Here is a 16,107-nt window from a genome sequence, read left to right as displayed (position 1 = left end):
CATGAGCAGTGAGACGAAAGACAGCAACGGCACCCTTCTGACGGGCGGTGATTCCGTAAACCTGATCAAGGATTTGAAGGTAAAAGGCACTTCGGAGACCCTGAAACGCGGAACGTTGGTAAAAACATCCGCCTTACCGGTAAGCCCGACGAGATCGAATGCAACACGAAGAAGGTCAAGGGCCTCGTCCTCAAGACCGCATTTCTGGAGAAGGCTTGAGACAAGGACCGACACCCGGCCTGACACCCACGTGGCCAAAAACACGGAGCGCGTCCCGTTACGCGCCCGTAAGGTTGCCGTCATGCAGGTGATCCAGTCGACGAAGCTCGCAAACGTCTGTTACGAAATCCGCGGCCCCGTGCTCCAGGAGGCGATGCGGCTCGAAGCGGCGGGTCACCGCATCCTCAAGCTCAACACCGGCAACCCGGCGGCCTTCGGCTTCGAGTGCCCGCCCGAGATTCTGGAGGACATCCTCCGCAATCTCGCGGGCGCGCACGGGTACGGCGACGCGAAGGGGCTCCTGGCGGCGCGGCGCGCGGTCATGCAGCATTACCAGACCAAGGGCATCGACCTGGACGTCGAGGACATCTACCTCGGCAACGGCGTCTCCGAGCTGATCCAGATGTCGATGCAGGCGCTGCTCGACGACGGCGACGAGGTGCTCGTACCGGCGCCGGACTATCCGCTGTGGACCGCGTCGGTCTCGCTGGCGGGCGGCACCGCCGTGCACTACCGGTGCGACGAGCAGGCCGACTGGATGCCGGACCTCGCCGACATCGAGCGCAAGATCACGGACCGCACCAAGGCCCTCGTCATCATCAACCCGAACAATCCGACGGGCGCGGTGTACGACGACGAGATGCTGCGCGGTCTGACAGAGATCGCCCGGCGGCACAAGCTGGTCGTCTGCTCCGACGAGATCTACGACCGGATTCTGTACGACGGCGCGACGCACACGCCGACCGCCGCCGTCGCGCCCGACCTGCTGACGCTCACCTTCAACGGGCTTTCGAAGAATTACCGCATCGCGGGATACCGGTCCGGCTGGCTGGCCGTCTGCGGCCCGAAGGCGCACGCCTCCTCGTACATCGAGGGGCTGACGATCCTCGCCAATATGCGGCTGTGCGCCAATATGCCGGCGCAGCACGCGGTGGCGACGGCGCTCGGCGGGCGGCAGTCGATCGAGGACCTGGTGCTGCCGGGCGGGCGGATCCTGGAGCAGCGGAACACGGCGTACGAGCTGCTGACCCAGATTCCGGGCGTCACGTGCGTGAAGCCGAAGGGTGCGCTGTACCTCTTCCCGCGTCTCGACCCGAAGGTCTACAAGATCAAGGACGACCGGGAGATGGTCCTCGACCTGCTGAGGGCGGAGAAGATCATGGTCGTGCACGGCAGCGGTTTCAACTGGCCGGAGCCCGATCACTTCCGGATCGTGACGCTGCCGGCGGCGAAGGATCTGGCGGATGCGGTGACTCGGATCGGGCGCTTCCTGGACGGGTACGGGCAGCCGTAGGCGATCACAGACTCGCCCCGACTCGGCTCAACTTTAGACAGAATCTAATGTAGGCTGGTGTCCTGACCCTGGCAGGAGGCCTTCCCATGTACGAGCCGATCCGCAGCAAGTCGGTCCACCGCATGGCCGTCGACCAGGCCGACTTCCCGCACCGCAGCCGTGAGGAAGAGCTGGACATCCAGCTCGCCGGGCATCTCGCGGCGCTCCTCGCCGTCACCGACGAGCTCGGCCTCGACGCCGCGGCCGAGCGCATTGCCACCGAGGTGGCCAGGCTGCGCGGAGCCCCGCCGGCCAGGCACGCCGGTCTCACCCACGCGGCCCCGGCCGCGCTCCACCGCCGCGCACACGAGCTGGCGGGCCGCGCGCTCGTCGTGGCGGCGTCGCGCGCGGACACCGCGGCCGCGATTCTCGCCGCCGAGCGCATGGATGCGCACGCGGCTGCGCTCGCCGACCTCGATCTGGTCGGCGCCCACTGACGGCCCCGGTTCGTAGGCCGCAGAGGCCCACGAACCGGGTGCCACAAATCGCAACCATCAATTGAGCAACCCCACACGGCGAGCAGCCACATCCGCGAGTGGGGGTACCCCCGGACGGAGTCTGGGGGAGGCAACGGTTTAGGCGCAAAGAGGCGCCCCCCCGAAACCGTGAGGGGGCTTCGGGGGGCTCTGCCGCGGCGGGCCCGTGACCCCACAGGTCAGGGCGGATGTCAGGAAGGCCCGGCCGCGGGGCTCTTGGTGAGCCGGGGATCAGCCCAGGCGCTCGACCAGTGCGCGGTACTCGTCCCACAGCTCCTTCGGGGCGTGGTCACCGAAGGTGTTGAGGTGCTCGGGGATCAGCGCGGCCTCTTCGCGCCAGACCTCCTTGTCGACGGAGAGCAGGAAGTCCAGGTCGGACTCCGGCAGGTCCAGGCCCTCCGTGTCCAGCGCGCCCTTCGCCGGCAGAATGCCGATCGGCGTCTCGACGCCCTCGGCCTTGCCCTCCAGGCGCTCCACGATCCACTTGAGCACGCGGCTGTTCTCGCCGAAGCCGGGCCACACGAACTTGCCCGCGTCGTTCTTGCGGAACCAGTTGACGTAGTAGATCTTCGGGAGCTTGGACTGGTCCTTGTCCGCACCGACCTTGACCCAGTGGCCCATGTAGTCGCCCATGTTGTAGCCGCAGAACGGCAGCATGGCGAACGGGTCGCGGCGCAGCTCGCCCACCTTGCCCTCGGCGGCGGCGGTCTTCTCGGACGCGACGTTCGCGCCGAGGAAGACACCGTGCTGCCAGTTGAAGGACTCAGTCACCAGCGGCACGGCCGTGGCGCGGCGGCCGCCGAAGAGGATCGCCGAGATCGGTACGCCCTTGGGGTCCTCCCACTCGGGCGCGATGATCGGGCACTGGCCCGCCGGGACGGTGAAGCGGGCGTTGGGGTGGGCGGCGGGGGTGCCGGACTCGGGGGTCCAGTCGTTGCCCTTCCAGTCCGTGAGGTGCGCGGGCGCCTCCTCGGTCATGCCCTCCCACCACACGTCGTTGTCGTCGGTGAGCGCGACGTTCGTGAAGACCGAGTTGCCCCACATGGTCTTCATGGCGTTGGCGTTGGTGTGCTCGCCGGTGCCGGGCGCGACGCCGAAGAAGCCGGCCTCGGGGTTGATCGCGTACAGCCGGCCGTCCTCGCCGAACCGCATCCAGGCGATGTCGTCACCGATGGTCTCGACGGTCCAGCCGGAGATCGTGGGCTCCAGCATGGCGAGGTTGGTCTTGCCGCAGGCGGACGGGAAGGCCGCGGCAACGTACTTCGACTCGCCCCTCGGCGGCGTCAGCTTGAGGATCAGCATGTGCTCGGCCAGCCAGCCCTCGTCGCGCGCCATGACGGACGCGATGCGCAGGGCGTAGCACTTCTTGCCGAGCAGGGCGTTGCCGCCGTAGCCCGAGCCGTACGACCAGATCTCGCGGTCCTCGGGGAAGTGCGAGATGTACTTCGTGGAGTTGCACGGCCACGGCACGTCGGCCTCGCCCTCGGCGAGCGGGGCGCCGAGGGTGTGGACGGCCTTGACGAAGAAGCCGTCGGTGCCGAGCTCGTCGAGGACGGCCTGGCCCATACGGGTCATGGTGCGCATCGAGACGGCGACGTACGCGGAGTCCGTGATCTCGACGCCGATGGCGGAGAGCGGCGAGCCGACGGGGCCCATGCAGAACGGGACGACGTACATCGTGCGGCCGCGCATCGAGCCGCGGAAGACACCCTTCTCGCCCGAGAAGATCTCGCGCATCTCTGCGGGGGCCTTCCAGTGGTTCGTCGGGCCCGCGTCCTCTTCCTTCTCGGAGCAGATGAAGGTGCGGTCCTCGACGCGGGCGACGTCGCTCGGGTCGGAGGCGGCGTAGTACGAGTTCGGGCGCTTGACCGGGTCCAGCTTCTTGAACGTGCCCCTGGCCACGAGCTCCTCGGCGAGGCGCTGGTACTCGGCCTCCGAGCCGTCGCACCAGACGACCTGGGCGGGCTCGGTGAGGGCTGCGATCTCGTCGACCCAGGAGATCAGCTCCTGGTGGTTCGTCGGAAGGGTGGTGGGAGCCGCGTTGTCGCGCGCCACGGTTGCTCCTAAATGAGGGGTTTTTTAGATGTATGCCCCTTGGGGGCCTCGACCCGGACGCTTTACGGCGTTGATTCTTTGGCGCTCATCCGGTGCCGACCGCACTCATCTGATGATCCGTGCCGCGCGCCCATATGTCCAGAGGACCTCTCACGTGAGCATCACCACTCAATACGGGGGTACCGACGCGTAACCTACGGTGGCGTAGCTAGGATTGCCGCCATGACGACCGCCGAGACCGACCTCTCCAGCCTGGTCAAGCCGAAGCTGCGCGGCTGGCTGCACGCCGGCATGTTCCCCGCCGTGGTCGTCGCCGGGCTGGTGCTCATCGCCCTTGCGGACTCCACCCGCGCCCGCGTGGCCTGCGCGATCTACATCCTGACGGCCTGTCTGCTCTTCGGCATCAGCGCGATCTACCACCGCGGGACCTGGGGTCCGCGCGGCGAAGCCATCCTGCGCAGACTCGACCACGCCAATATCTTTCTCATCATCGCGGGCACCTACACGCCCCTCACGATGCTCCTGCTCCCCGACTCCACCGGCCGCACGCTCCTGTGGGCGGTCTGGGGGGCGGCACTCGCGGGCATAGCCTTCCGGGTCTTCTGGGTCGGCGCCCCGCGCTGGCTCTACACCCCTTGTTACATCGCGATGGGCTGGGCGGCCGTCTTCTTCCTTCCCGACTTCATGCGAGCAGGCGGAATCGCCGTACTCGTCCTGGTCATCGTCGGCGGCCTGCTCTACAGCGCCGGCGGCGTGATCTACGGCCTCAAGCGCCCCAACCCGTCGCCGCGCTGGTTCGGATTCCACGAGGTGTTCCACTCCCTGACGCTGGCCGCCTTCGTCGCGCATTACGTCGGCATCTCGCTCGTCGCCTACCAGGCCTGATGGCCGGCAGGCCCTGCAGCACGCCCTCGACGCCGAGCCCGACGAGATGCTGCTGCGCACGAGGCTGGTCGAAGTGCCCGCCGTACGCGCCCGGATGATAGCCGAGGGCAGCCGGCAGGACGACCTGATCGCGCTGGTCGACCGCGCGCTGGACACCCTCAAGGGCGACTTCACACTCTGAGCGGACCGACCACCATCCCGGCTGCGAGGTCGTGCTGATCCTCGACCACGACGCCCCCGGCACCGCGCCATCGCACACCAACTGGCCGCCGAACACCCGCATTTGACCCAGGCCGTCGTGGACACCCACGAGGTCAAGAACAAGCCCCGCGCCCTCAACACCGCGCTGCCGTACGCCCGGGGCGACATCATCGGCGTCTTCGACGCGGAGGACATCGTCCACCACGAACTTCTCAGCCACGTCGACTTCGACTTCTGGCGTGACAACGCGGACGTGGTGTGGGGCGGCGTGCAGCTCGTCAACTTCGACACCAGCTGGTACAGCGTCTCAGATGAGCTTAGGCTTTCCTGGGCGGGCTGGGTCTTCGGCCCGGCCTTGAAGGAAAAGAGGTCTCGGCCCTGGCCGCCCGCGTGGTGTGACGGGGGTGGCGTGGGTGTGCAGGTGGAAGCCTGCGCCGAGTCTCGCCCCGCACGGCTGGTGTGACTGCCGGGTGGGGGTGCTCATCGTGTGCGGTGCCTGCCCCCTGCGCCGCCGCTGGGTGCGGTGGGTTGGGGACTGGGGCGGCCGCCCCGCCGGACGCTTTCCACCCGGGCCCGCAGTATGCGCTGCGGGTGTTGCGGGTGGGGCGGGGACCCTGCGTCGCTGCCTGGGCACAGGGCGGTTTCTCGTCGGCCCCGCCTTCGTCCGGTCCACAACAGCAGGCTGCTGTGGCACAGACATGGTGGCGGGTCCGGGGCGAGGGGTGTGTTGGACCGGGAGGTCCAACTCCTGAACGGTGCGGCGGATCACATACGTGCCACTCGCCCGGTCCAGGACGGTCAGATGCTGATGTTGCAGACCGCGGGCTCCGATGCGCTGCCAGGCCGCCACATCACGGTCGACGCTGTAAGCGCAGGCCGTATTGGGGCAGCTCGCCCACTTCCAGCCCGGGGTCGTACGGTCCGGGGCGGTGCGGTGCCGGAAGGCGGTGAGGCACCTGGGGCAGTATTTCGAGGTGCCCCGGGCCGGGACAATCACCACCGCGATCCCGTACTTCATGGCCTGGTGGCGGGTACGGGCCACGATCTGCCCACGCACGGACTGCGAGAGGCGGGTGTTGAGGGTACGGCCCTTGCCGCGCACCTCCATGTCCCGCAGATCCTCCAGATAGATCACCGACGTATCAGCCGCCCGCGCCTGGGTGACCATGAAACGCGCGGCGGCCTGGGCAAGCTGCTCGTTCAGGCGTTTGCGGCGTCGGCCGACCGCCGCGTACTCGGCCCGCAGTACCGCCAGCTTCGCCACGATGAGTGGGTCGGCGCGCCACCCTCGTGCGGTCCGGCCGTCGATCAGGGACTGGAGGCGAGCGGCCTTGGCCCACAACCGCTCGGCCAGCACACGCAGCCGGTCGGCCTTCGCCAGCACCCCGCTGGTGCGGAAGAACACCGGTCGGCCATCGGTGAGAACAGTCGGCTGCACCCCGCCGGACAGTGCCAGAACCCCGCCGGTGAGCAGGGTGTTCAGCCCGTAGTCGAAGGCCACCGCCCGTACGTGGCCGTTGCGGCGGGTCTTGGGGACGGCGGTGGTGTGGGCGACATCCAGCCGCAGCCTGCCGCTGCGCAGCCGCAGGGTGGGCATATGGAGTGCCGCGGTGTGCGCGATGGTCGGCGGCAGCCGGAACCGGATCAGCACCGGGTGCCAGTCGGTGCGAGTACGCGGGTCGGGCCGCACCGGCAACCGCACCGTCAACACCGCAAAGCGGGCAGGATCCTCCTCACACCGGGCCAAGGTAGCCAGCTGCTTGTCGGCGGCGGCCAGCACCACTTGATACCCGCCACCGGGCGGATCCTCCAGCTCACACAGTTCAGCGGGCAGCCGACCCTGGGCGGCATGGAAGGCCCCGATCTGCCGGGTGCGTGCACGCACCACCGAGGCCGCCACCGCACCTCCGTCCGGCAGCGCCGCCCGCAGCGCCGCCCACTCGGTATCGGAGCGCTTCAGCGGGTCAGGGCCGGTGGGCCAGGTCACCAGCAGCGCATCGGTGATCTCGGCACGCCACCACGCCGAGCGCAGCGCCCGTCCGGCCTGCTCCTCCGCGATCCGGCGCACCCGGTCGGGGACGTATACGCCCTGCGGCGCACTCGCGGTCCAGCCCAGGGTGCGTAACGCCATCCACGCATTGGACGGCAGCTTCTCCCCTGATGGCGCCTGCCCGGAGGCGAGTTGAGCCAGGTCGGGGCGGTTGAAGTGGGCGCCGGTCACCACCTCGCACATGGTCTCGATCAGATCGGTAAGCCAGCCCGCGCGCCCGGCCAGCGCACCGGAGTCCAGGACCTCACCGGTGACCGTGTCCAGGGCACGGAACGCGGACGCCGACGCGCAAGCCACCCGCTCCGTCTCCCCCTCGCTCAGCTGAATCTTCCGCCGCACCCCCGCACCCCCTGCCCGGTCTCCCAACGATCCGTTGTCCGATCGTCGGACTCACGTACTCAACGCGCCCGCACCCACAAAGGTCACGCACCCCGAAGGGCGCCGCAAAGAGCAGAGGTACTTCTTCTGGTTCCGCAGCCGGCTGCATCTGGTGTCATGATTCCGGCCGGTCTGCTGCTGGCCTGGGTCGGCGGCGTACCACTGCCCATCGCGATGATCGCCTGGCTGCCGATGGTTCCGATGGCCGCCATGACGGTCTTCGAAGCGGTCGCGCTGCACGACTTCGGGCGCGAGTACGGTTTCCGGATCGGCCCGTGGCAGTACGTGAAGCTGACCGTCGGAGGGCCGCTGTACGCGGTCGTGCTCGCGGCGGCTGCGCTGCGTGCGGTCTGGCGGGAGTACACCGGGCGCAGGGACTGGGAGCTGACGTCCCACATCGGCGCGCACCTGAGCACGGCCCCACAGCAGCGGCAACAGCAGGAGGTTCGGTGACGCCGGAGTCGGCCGATGTGTCCATAGTCGTGCCGACCTTCAACGAGGCCGACAACATCCGGGAGTTGCTGCGCAGAATCGGCACGGCCGTCACCTCGGCGGGTGTCACCGCCGAGGTGATCTTCGCCGACGACTCGACGGACCACACCTGCGAGGTCATCGAGGAGGCGGCGGGGTCGAGCCCGCTGCCCGTCGTTCTGCACCACAGGGCGGTGCCTGTCGGCGGCCTCGGGGGTGCGGTCGTCGAAGGCATCGCCCGCGCGACGGCACCCTGGATCGTCGTCATCGACGCCGATCTGCAGCATCCGCCGGAGCTGGTACCGGAGTTGATCGCCCGCGGGCGCGCGACCGGTGCGGAACTGGTCGTCGCCAGCCGGTACGCGGCGGGCGGCAGCCGGTCCGGGCTCGCGGGCGGCTACCGGGTGCTGGTTTCGGGGGCGTCGACGGCTCTTACGAAGGCGCTCTTTCCGCGGGCGCTGCGGGGCCTGACGGATCCCATGAGCGGCTTCTTCGCGATCCGCCGGGAGGCGGTGGACCGGGCAACGACCCGCGAGGGTCTTCAGCCGCTGGGCTACAAAATCCTGCTGGAGCTGGCTGTACGGTGCCGGCCGCGCGCGATCGCCGAAGTCCCGTACACCTTCGGGCAGCGGCACGCGGGTGAGTCGAAGTCGACGGTGAAGGAAGGGATGCGCTTCCTGCGCCATCTGGTGACGCTGCGCACGTCGGATCCGCGGGCGCGGGTCGCGGCGTTCGGGCTGATCGGGCTGTCCGGGTTCGTGCCGAACCTGGCGCTGTTGTGGCTGCTCAACGGGCCGGGCGGCCTGCACTTCGCCCCCGCCGAGATCATCGCCAACCAGGCGGGGCTGCTCTGGAACTTCGTCCTGGTGGACTCGCTGCTGTACCGCGTGCAGCGCAGCCACCACCGCAGATCGGTGCGCCTGCTCACGTTCGCAGCGGTCGGCAACGCGGACCTTGTGGCTCGGCTTCCGCTGGCGGCGCTGATCATCGGCTGGGCGGGGATTGCGCCTGTGCCGGCGACGGCGATCAGCATGGTGGTGGTGTTCGCGGGGCGGTTCCTGGTGGTCGATCGGTGGCTGTACCGGCGACGTGCACAGGCCCGCGCGGACCAGGTGCCTGCGGCGCTTTCCCCTACCCACCCCTTCCCGTAACTGGGGCTCCGCCCCAGACCCCGGTCCTCAAGCGCCCGGACGGGCTGAAAGAATTCAGCCCGTCCGGGCGCTTGAGGACTACGTCCGAAGGGCGGAAAGCCGCGCGCTAGCGCACCGCGCCGCTCGCACCGCCCAGCCGCTCCGCGAGCACCCCCGGGTCGTCCGTCGGCGCATCGCATACAAAGTGCCGGCACACATACGCCCCCGTCGGCCGGTCCACCAGCAGCGGAAACTCATCGCTGCCCACCTCACCCACCGCGACAACCGCCCCCGGCGCACCGCTCAGCAGCGCCACCCGGTGCAGTTCCCGCGTCGCCGCGTCGTCCGCCGGTCCCACGACCGCCACCTCGCGCGGCCCGTCCAGTACCGCCTCCGCGACCGCCAGGCCCCATCCGATGAACCGGGGCGCACGCGGGCCCAGCGCCTTCACCACGCCCAGCGCCCGCTCCGCCGCGCTGCGGTGAGCCTCGGAGCCGGTGTGCGCGGCGTACGACAGGAGCGCACCGGCGGCCGCCGTCCACCCCGACGGCACCGCGTTGTCCGTGGGGTCCTGAGGCCGCCGGATGAGCTTCTCGGCGTCGTGGGCCGTGTCGTACAGCGTCCCGCCCTCGCCCACGAACTGGTCGATGACGATGTCCAGCAGGAAGCCGGCGAACTCCAGCCACACCCCCTCGCCCGTCACCGACGTGAGCGCGAGGAAGCCCTCCGCCACGTCCGCGTAGTCCTCCAGGACTCCCGCATTGGCGCCGGCCCGCCCGTCCTTGGACGTACGGGAAAGCCGCGCGCCCTCGTCCATGTGCACCCGCACCAGCAGATCCGCCGCTTCGGTCGCCCGCTCCACAAGGTCCGGCCGTTCGAAGTACGCGCCCGTCTCGGCCAGCGCGGCGATCGCGAGGCCGTTCCAGGCGGCCACGATCTTGTCGTCGCGCCCGGGGCGGGCCCGCAGGGCGCGCGCCGCGAGCAGCCTGGCCCGGATGTCCGCCAGCCGCGCGGCGTCTTCCACACCCTCCGCCAGCGGCAGCTGAAGCACGGACGCCCCTTCCTCGAAGGTCCCCTCCAGCGTCACGTTGAAGTGCCGCGCGGCGAATTCCGCGTCCTGCTCGCCCAGCACCTCGCGGAGCTGCTCCGGCGTCCATACGTAGTACGCGCCCTCGACGTGCCTGCCCGTGCCGTCGTCGCTGTCCGCATCCAGCGCAGACGCGAATCCGCCTTCCTGCGTACGGAGTTCGCTCACGATGAAGTCGGCGGTCTCCAGCGCCACCCGCCGCGCCAGATCGGAGCCGGTGGCCCGCCACAGGTGGGCGTACACGCGGCACAGCAGGGCGTTGTCGTACAGCATCTTCTCGAAGTGCGGTACGACCCATTCGCGGTCGACCGAATAGCGCGCGAATCCGCCGGCGAGCTGATCGTAAATTCCGCCACGTGCCATCGCCTCGCAGGTGTCCGCCGCCATTTGCAACGCACCTTCGGAGCCCGTACGCGCGTAATGGCGCAGCAGGAACTCCAGCACCATGGACGGCGGGAACTTCGGCGCCCCGCCGAATCCGGCGTTCGCGGCGTCGTATTCGCGGGTCAGCCCGAGCAGCGCTTGCGCGAGCTCTTCCTCGCCGGGCAGGTCGGGTGCGCCGTAGGCGAGGGAGCGTTCGGCGAGGTCGCGCACGATCTTTCCGGCGACCTCCGCGACCTCCGCGCGCCGGTCCGTCCAGGCGGCCGAGACGCCTTCCAGGACCTGGAGGAAGGACGGCTGGCCGTGCCGGGGCTCGGGCGGGAAGTACGTACCGAAGTAGAAGGGCTCGGCGTCGGCGGTCATGAACACGGTCATGGGCCAGCCGCCCTGCCCGGTGGCGGCCTGCACGGCTTCCATGTAGACGGCATCGACGTCGGGCCGCTCCTCGCGGTCGACCTTTACGTTCACGAAGTGCTCGTTGAGGTACGCGGCGGTCGGGGCGTCCTCGAAGGACTCGTGGGCCATGACATGACACCAATGGCAACTGCTGTACCCGACGCTGAGCAGCACGGGCACGCCGCGCTTTCGCGCCTCCTCGAACGCGCCGGCCGACCAGGGCCACCAGTCGACGGGGTTGTCGGCGTGCTGGAGGAGGTAGGGGGACGTCTCATGAGCCAGTCGGTTCGGCATACATCCCATCCTGCACGAACCGTCCGTGAGGGGTGCGGGTGACGGGCCGCGGGTGGGGGTGCGGTGCCGGGTGCGGTGCGGGTGCCGGGTGCGGTGCGGGTGCCGGGTGCGGTGCGGGTGGCCTGCGGCGCTTTCCCCTACCCGCCCCCTCCCGAACTGGGGCTCCGCCCCAGACCCCCGCTCCTCGAACTCCCCCAAGGACTTCGTCCAGGGGGACCCCCAGGGGCTGAAAGTGCCCGGGGTCTGGGGGCTTGCCCCCTCACGCGGCGGAGCCGCAAATGTCACAGCCGGGAAAGGGCGGGGTGGGGAACAGCGCCGCAGGCACCGCACCACCGACCCCGCGCCTACGGGTTGTCCGCCCGCTTCGGAGCCCGCTCCCCCGAAGGCGGAGCGGACGCGGAAGCCGAAGCCGTCTCCGCACCCGCCTCCCCCACCGGCGTCTCCTCGAAGTCGACCTTCCCCATATGCCGATTCATCGACTTCATCAGCATCCACACGCCGACGGCCAACGCCGCGAACACAAGAAACCCGAGAACCCCCGGGGTCACCTTGTTCTTGTCGAACTTGTCCGCGGCGAGCGGGACGATCTGCGTCATTGCCAGGGTTACGTTCACATCAGGCATTGTCGCGGATGCCCGCAAACAGGTCGCTCTCGGGGAGGGACGTATCGACGAGCGACTTCGCGAGCTCGTACTCCTCCGTCGGCCAGACGTCCCGCTGGATGTCCATCGGGACGCGGAACCAGCCGCCGTCGGGGTCGATCTGCGTGGCGTGCGCGATGAGCGCCTTGTCGCGGATCTCGAAGAAGTCCGCGCACGGTACGTACGTGGTCAGCGTGCGCTCGGCGCGCTGGAACTCCTTCCAGCGCTCCAGCCACTCCCCGTACGGCGACTCCATGCCACGCTCCAGGAGCGCCTCGTGGAGCGCGACGGTGCGCGGCCGGTTGAAGCCCTGGTTGTAGTAGAGCTTCTCCGGCTGCCACGCCGCCCCGAACTCCGCCTCCGGGAACTTCTCGGTGTCCGCCGCCCCGTCGAAAGCCACCATCGTGATCTTGTGGGTCATGATGTGGTCGGGGTGCGGGTAGCCGCCGTTCTCGTCGTACGTCGTGATGACCTGCGGACGGAACGTACGGATGGACTTCACCAGACGGCCCGCCGCCACATCGACGTCCTCCAGCGCGAAGCAGCCGTCCGGCAGCGGCGGCAACGGGTCGCCCTCCGGGAGGCCGGAGTCGACGAAGCCGAGCCATTCCTGCCGGACGCCCAGGATCTCGCGGGCCTCGTCCATCTCTTTTTTACGTACCTCGTGGATGTGCTCCTCGATGTACTTGTCGCCCTGAAGCTTCGGATTGAGGATGGAGCCACGCTCGCCTCCCGTGCAGGTCACGACCAGCACGTCCACCCCCTCGGACACATACTTGGCCATGGTCGCCGCACCCTTGCTCGACTCGTCGTCGGGGTGGGCGTGAACGGCCATCAGACGCAGCTGCTCAGTCAAGACTCGATCCTCAGTGATTCGGCGCAATAAGCGGCTTCTATAGTGACCGAATCGGGGGCGGGAAAATTCCGAAGCCCTGCCCCAGGAGGAAAGATCATGACCGCGGTACGCCAGTCCACCCCCGAGGGGCGCTACGGCCGCTCGGCGGACGAACGCGCGGACCGCAAGATCAAGATCGCGGGCGCCGTGCTCGGCGTGCTGTTCCTGGGGATGATCGGCTGGTTCGGCTACGACTACGTCACAGGCCAGAAGATCAGCGCCGAGGTCATCAAGTTCGACACCGTCTCGGACACCGAGGTCAAGGTGCACCTCGAAGTGCGCAAGGACGCGGACGCGACCGGCACGTGCACGCTGCGCTCGATGGCGGAGAGCGGCGCCGAGGTGGGCCGCAGGGACGTCCGTATCGACGAGAAGGCCACCGCCCGGCTCGACGAGATCTACACCGTGCGTACGACGGCCAGGGCGACCAGCACGGAGCTGACAGGCTGCACGGTCGACAGCGGTTCTACGGGCTGACCTGCGATGATGTGTATCGGAGGGTTTTCCTCCTCCCCCTTCGCCGCCTGAATTGTTAGGCTCGTGGTTTCGCCCGCCCGTGGAGGCACATGCTTCTGGGTAGGGCGATGCTTTGTATTCCCAGTACCGACGAGGAGCACCTGTGACCCAGACCAGCGAGAGCGTCACCTGGCTGACCCAGGAGGCGTACGACCAGCTCAAGGCCGAGCTGGAGTACCTGTCGGGTCCCGCACGCACGGAGATTGCCGGCAAGATCGCGGCCGCCCGCGAGGAAGGTGACCTGCGCGAGAACGGCGGGTACCACGCGGCCAAGGAGGAGCAGGGCAAGCAAGAGCTCCGTGTACGGCAACTGACCCAGCTCCTGGAGAACGCGAAGGTCGGCGAGGCGCCCACGGCCAGCGGCGTCGTGGCCCCCGGCATGGTCGTCAAGATCGCCTTCGACGGCGACGAGGACGACACGATGACGTTCCTGCTCGCCTCCCGCGAGTACGCGAGCTCGGATGTCGAGACGTACTCGCCGCAGTCCCCGCTGGGCACCGGCGTGAACGGCAAGAAGGTCGGCGAGGACGCGCAGTACGAGATGCCGAACGGCAAGAAGGCTTCGGTGAGGATCCTCGACGCCGTGCCGTACCGGGCCTGAGCCGGTCAGTCAGACATACGGCGCGAATGCCCCCGGCCGGTTTCCGGCCGGGGGCTTCGTCTGTGCAGGGACGGCTCGGCCCCTCAAAACGCAGCCGACCGCCGGATCCCCCCACAGCCCCATGGCCCCCAGGGGCAGGAACCCCTCAGGTCATCACCGTGTAGCCCGCTTCCCGCAGCGCCGCCCTGACCTCCGAGCAGTGCTCGGGGCCCTTCGTCTCCAGGTGCAACTCCACCTCGACTTCCGTAAGTCCCAGCCGCGGATCGGTCCGTACGTGACCCACATCGAGCACGTTGGCGTCGACCACCGACAACGCCGCGAGGAGTGCGGCCAGCGCGCCCGGCCGGTCCGCGAGGCGCAGCCGCAGCGACAGGTAACGGCCCGCCGCCGCCATGCCGTGGCGCAGGATCCGCTGCATCAGCACCGGGTCGACATTGCCGCCCGACAGCACCGCGACCACCGGCCCCTCGAAGGCGTCCGGCCTGCTCAGCAGCGCCGCGACCGGGCTCGCGCCGGCCGGTTCGACGACCAGCTTCGCCCGCTCCAGGCAGAGCAGCAGCGCACTCGACAGGTCGTCCTCCGACACCGTGACGACGCCGTCGAGCAGCTGATTGATGATCGCGAAGGGTACGTCGCCCGGGCGCCCGACCTTGATGCCGTCCGCCATCGTCTGCGCCGTCTCGATAGTCACCGGCCGGCCGGCGGCCAGGGACGGCGGATAACTGGCCGCGCCTTCCGCCTGTACGCCGACGACCCTCACATCGGGACGCAGCGACTTGATGGCGACCGCGATGCCCGCGGCGAGGCCGCCGCCGCCGACACCCACGAGGATCGTCCCTACCTCCGGGCACTGCTCCAGGATCTCCAGGCCCACCGTGCCCTGCCCCGCGATGATGTCGGGGTGATCGAAGGGGTGGATGAAGACGGCGCCCGTGTCGTCGGCGTACCGCTGGGCGGCGGCCAGTGTCTCGTCGACCACCTGTCCGTGCATCCGCACCTCGGCGCCGTACTCCCGCGTCGCTGCGACCTTCGGCAGGGGCGCCCCGACCGGCATGAAGACCGTGGACCGTACGCCGAGAAGCGTGGACGCCAGTGCGACGCCCTGCGCGTGGTTGCCCGCGCTGGCGGCGACGACGCCCGCCGCGCGCTGCTCGGGGGACAGCCCGGCGATCCTTACGTACGCGCCGCGCAGCTTGAAGGAACCGGTCCGCTGGAGGTTCTCGCACTTGAAGTGGACAGGGGATCCCACCAGCTGCGACAGGTAGCGGCTGCCTTCCATCGCGGTGGTCCTGGCCACACCCGAGAGCATCTTCTGCGCACCCCTGATGTCGTCGAGAATGACGGTGCGCAAGGGGTCGGGCGTACGGAAGCTCATGACCGCAAGTCTCCCAGCTCACCGCTCTTCCGGCCGCCCGGGTCCAGGCCTTGACACGGGTTTGCGCAGCGCCGGTACGCGCCCGCTGCCATCCGCGTACTCTGTCCCCCACCAAACCGACCACCGCACGAAGAGAGCCCCCAGCCATGCCCACTTCCCAGGACATGACGACTGATCCGGACACCGGCCTCCTCGATGCCCTCCAGCACCAGGTGGCCGTCTTCGCCCGCCGCGCCGAGCAGACCAGGCTCGGCGGCGTGGGCCAGGTCCGCAACTCCATGGACCGCGCGGCCTACCTGCTGCTCAACCGGCTCGACCAGGAAGGCCCGATGGGCGTCAAGGCACTCGCCGCGGGCATGGGGATCGACTCCTCCACAGTGACCAGGCAGGTCGCACCGCTCGTCGACACGGGCCTGGTCAAGCGCACGTCGCACCCGGAGGACGGCCGCGCGGTCGTGCTCCAGCTGTCACCGCGCGGCCAGGCGCGGCTCGACGAGGTGCGGTCGTCGCGGCGCGAGCTGATGGCGCAGGTCACGGAGGGGTGGAGCCCGGAGGAGCGCGATTCCTTCTGCACGCTGCTCACCCGGTTCAATTCCGCGCTCTCGGCACGCCAGAGCGCGGCGGGCGGCGACGCCGGGCCGGAGGCGGGCGCTGACGCCGACGCCGACGCCTCCGACGCCTCCGCCGATGCCTCGTCCGAGGTGCCGCCGACCTCTTGACCCG

Annotated in this window: 15 protein-coding genes and 2 pseudogenes; 11 read left to right on the top strand and 6 right to left on the bottom strand. The window is 69.3% G+C overall.

From position 1 onward, the window contains the following. Window position 1 precedes the first annotated feature (1 nt). The 3 genes and pseudogenes from PXH83_RS32515 (at window position 2) to PXH83_RS19455 (ending at window position 1,989) form a co-directional block, all read left to right on the top strand. Window positions 2–219 (top strand): annotated as a pseudogene (locus tag PXH83_RS32515) (PhnA domain-containing protein). Between the two features lie 82 nt (window positions 220–301). After that, window positions 302–1,513, top strand: coding sequence for a pyridoxal phosphate-dependent aminotransferase (locus PXH83_RS19460; RefSeq protein WP_274561650.1), 1,212 nt, complete (start codon window positions 302–304; stop codon window positions 1,511–1,513). Window positions 1,514–1,599: 86 nt separating this feature from the next. Next, window positions 1,600–1,989, top strand: a complete 390-nt coding sequence (locus PXH83_RS19455; protein WP_214928463.1) for an SCO4983 family protein — start codon at window positions 1,600–1,602, stop codon at window positions 1,987–1,989. Window positions 1,990–2,259: 270 nt separating this feature from the next. Here the strand turns inward: PXH83_RS19455 and PXH83_RS19450 are convergent, their stop codons facing one another. Further along, window positions 2,260–4,083: a phosphoenolpyruvate carboxykinase (GTP) gene (locus tag PXH83_RS19450; protein WP_274561649.1), complete on the bottom strand. Its 1,824-nt coding sequence runs from the start codon at window positions 4,081–4,083 to the stop codon at window positions 2,260–2,262. A gap of 222 nt (window positions 4,084–4,305) precedes the next feature. On the opposite strand from PXH83_RS19450, the gene trhA reads away from it, so the two are divergent. The 3 genes and pseudogenes from trhA to PXH83_RS19435 all read left to right on the top strand — a co-directional run. Continuing rightward, entirely contained in the window at window positions 4,306–4,968 is a 663-nt protein-coding gene (gene trhA, locus PXH83_RS19445; RefSeq protein WP_274561648.1) for a PAQR family membrane homeostasis protein TrhA, read from the top strand. Window positions 4,969–5,014: 46 nt separating this feature from the next. Then, on the top strand, window positions 5,015–5,149 hold the full coding sequence (locus PXH83_RS19440; RefSeq protein WP_274561647.1) for a hypothetical protein: 135 nt from the start codon (window positions 5,015–5,017) through the stop codon (window positions 5,147–5,149). 117 nt (window positions 5,150–5,266) lie between these two features. Beyond that, window positions 5,267–5,536: pseudogene (locus PXH83_RS19435) on the top strand (glycosyltransferase); the annotation flags it as partial. Here PXH83_RS19435 and PXH83_RS32510 read toward each other — a convergent pair. Then, window positions 5,477–6,277 carry a zinc ribbon domain-containing protein gene (locus tag PXH83_RS32510; RefSeq protein ID WP_420803234.1) on the bottom strand — a complete coding sequence of 267 codons (801 nt, stop codon included), beginning with the start codon at window positions 6,275–6,277 and terminating at the stop codon, window positions 5,477–5,479. The pseudogene PXH83_RS19435 and the gene PXH83_RS32510 overlap by 60 nt on opposite strands. 1,437 nt (window positions 6,278–7,714) lie before the next feature. Here PXH83_RS32510 and PXH83_RS19425 point away from each other — a divergent pair. Next, window positions 7,715–8,050, top strand: coding sequence for a hypothetical protein (locus tag PXH83_RS19425; protein ID WP_274561645.1), 336 nt, complete (start codon window positions 7,715–7,717; stop codon window positions 8,048–8,050). Beyond that, entirely contained in the window at window positions 8,047–9,219 is a 1,173-nt protein-coding gene (locus tag PXH83_RS19420) for a glycosyltransferase (protein WP_274561644.1), read from the top strand. The genes PXH83_RS19425 and PXH83_RS19420 overlap by 4 nt, the downstream gene beginning before the upstream one ends. 106 nt (window positions 9,220–9,325) lie before the next feature. On the opposite strand, the gene PXH83_RS19415 is transcribed toward PXH83_RS19420, so the two are convergent. The 3 genes from PXH83_RS19415 to mca form a co-directional block, all read right to left on the bottom strand. Beyond that, on the bottom strand, window positions 9,326–11,356 hold the full coding sequence (locus PXH83_RS19415; protein WP_274561643.1) for a thioredoxin domain-containing protein: 2,031 nt from the start codon (window positions 11,354–11,356) through the stop codon (window positions 9,326–9,328). Window positions 11,357–11,700: 344 nt separating this feature from the next. Next, window positions 11,701–11,979, bottom strand: a complete 279-nt coding sequence (locus tag PXH83_RS19410; protein WP_274561642.1) for a hypothetical protein — start codon at window positions 11,977–11,979, stop codon at window positions 11,701–11,703. Next, window positions 11,972–12,853: a mycothiol conjugate amidase Mca gene (mca, locus tag PXH83_RS19405; RefSeq protein WP_274561641.1), complete on the bottom strand. Its 882-nt coding sequence runs from the start codon at window positions 12,851–12,853 to the stop codon at window positions 11,972–11,974. Before mca ends, PXH83_RS19410 begins: the two co-directional genes overlap by 8 nt. A gap of 96 nt (window positions 12,854–12,949) precedes the next feature. Between mca and PXH83_RS19400 the strand changes: the two genes are divergently transcribed. Together PXH83_RS19400 and greA are read left to right on the top strand one after the other, a co-directional pair. Then, the gene (locus tag PXH83_RS19400) at window positions 12,950–13,369 is read left to right on the top strand and encodes a DUF4307 domain-containing protein (RefSeq protein WP_274561640.1); all 420 of its coding nucleotides are present in this window, start codon (window positions 12,950–12,952) and stop codon (window positions 13,367–13,369) included. A 142-nt stretch (window positions 13,370–13,511) separates the two neighbouring features. Beyond that, window positions 13,512–14,009 (top strand): transcription elongation factor GreA, encoded by a 498-nt coding sequence (greA, locus tag PXH83_RS19395; protein WP_274561639.1) that lies wholly within the window; start codon window positions 13,512–13,514, stop codon window positions 14,007–14,009. Window positions 14,010–14,154: 145 nt separating this feature from the next. Here the strand turns inward: greA and ilvA are convergent, their stop codons facing one another. Next, window positions 14,155–15,384, bottom strand: a complete 1,230-nt coding sequence (ilvA, locus tag PXH83_RS19390; protein WP_274561638.1) for a threonine ammonia-lyase — start codon at window positions 15,382–15,384, stop codon at window positions 14,155–14,157. A 146-nt stretch (window positions 15,385–15,530) separates the two neighbouring features. Between ilvA and PXH83_RS19385 the strand changes: the two genes are divergently transcribed. Then, window positions 15,531–16,103, top strand: a complete 573-nt coding sequence (locus PXH83_RS19385; RefSeq protein WP_274561637.1) for a MarR family winged helix-turn-helix transcriptional regulator — start codon at window positions 15,531–15,533, stop codon at window positions 16,101–16,103. Window positions 16,104–16,107 lie beyond the last annotated feature (4 nt).

The organism is Streptomyces spiramyceticus (genome assembly GCF_028807635.1).
GTDB lineage: Bacteria > Actinomycetota > Actinomycetes > Streptomycetales > Streptomycetaceae > Streptomyces > Streptomyces spiramyceticus.
The sequence above is the reverse complement of the archived record's forward strand: the minus strand, read 5'-3'. Positions and strand labels throughout refer to the sequence as shown.

Coding starts and splice junctions, on each gene's coding strand:
- PXH83_RS19460 (WP_274561650.1), top strand. CDS start 302: ATGCAGGTGATCCAGTCGACGAAGCTCGCAAACGTCTGTTACGAAATC.
- PXH83_RS19455 (WP_214928463.1), top strand. CDS start 1,600: ATGTACGAGCCGATCCGCAGCAAGTCGGTCCACCGCATGGCCGTCGAC.
- trhA (WP_274561648.1), top strand. CDS start 4,306: ATGACGACCGCCGAGACCGACCTCTCCAGCCTGGTCAAGCCGAAGCTG.
- PXH83_RS19440 (WP_274561647.1), top strand. CDS start 5,015: ATGCTGCTGCGCACGAGGCTGGTCGAAGTGCCCGCCGTACGCGCCCGG.
- PXH83_RS32510 (WP_420803234.1), bottom strand. CDS start 6,277: ATGGAGGTGCGCGGCAAGGGCCGTACCCTCAACACCCGCCTCTCGCAG.
- PXH83_RS19425 (WP_274561645.1), top strand. CDS start 7,715: ATGATTCCGGCCGGTCTGCTGCTGGCCTGGGTCGGCGGCGTACCACTG.
- PXH83_RS19415 (WP_274561643.1), bottom strand. CDS start 11,356: ATGCCGAACCGACTGGCTCATGAGACGTCCCCCTACCTCCTCCAGCAC.
- PXH83_RS19410 (WP_274561642.1), bottom strand. CDS start 11,979: ATGCCTGATGTGAACGTAACCCTGGCAATGACGCAGATCGTCCCGCTC.
- PXH83_RS19400 (WP_274561640.1), top strand. CDS start 12,950: ATGACCGCGGTACGCCAGTCCACCCCCGAGGGGCGCTACGGCCGCTCG.
- ilvA (WP_274561638.1), bottom strand. CDS start 15,384: ATGAGCTTCCGTACGCCCGACCCCTTGCGCACCGTCATTCTCGACGAC.
- PXH83_RS19385 (WP_274561637.1), top strand. CDS start 15,531: ATGCCCACTTCCCAGGACATGACGACTGATCCGGACACCGGCCTCCTC.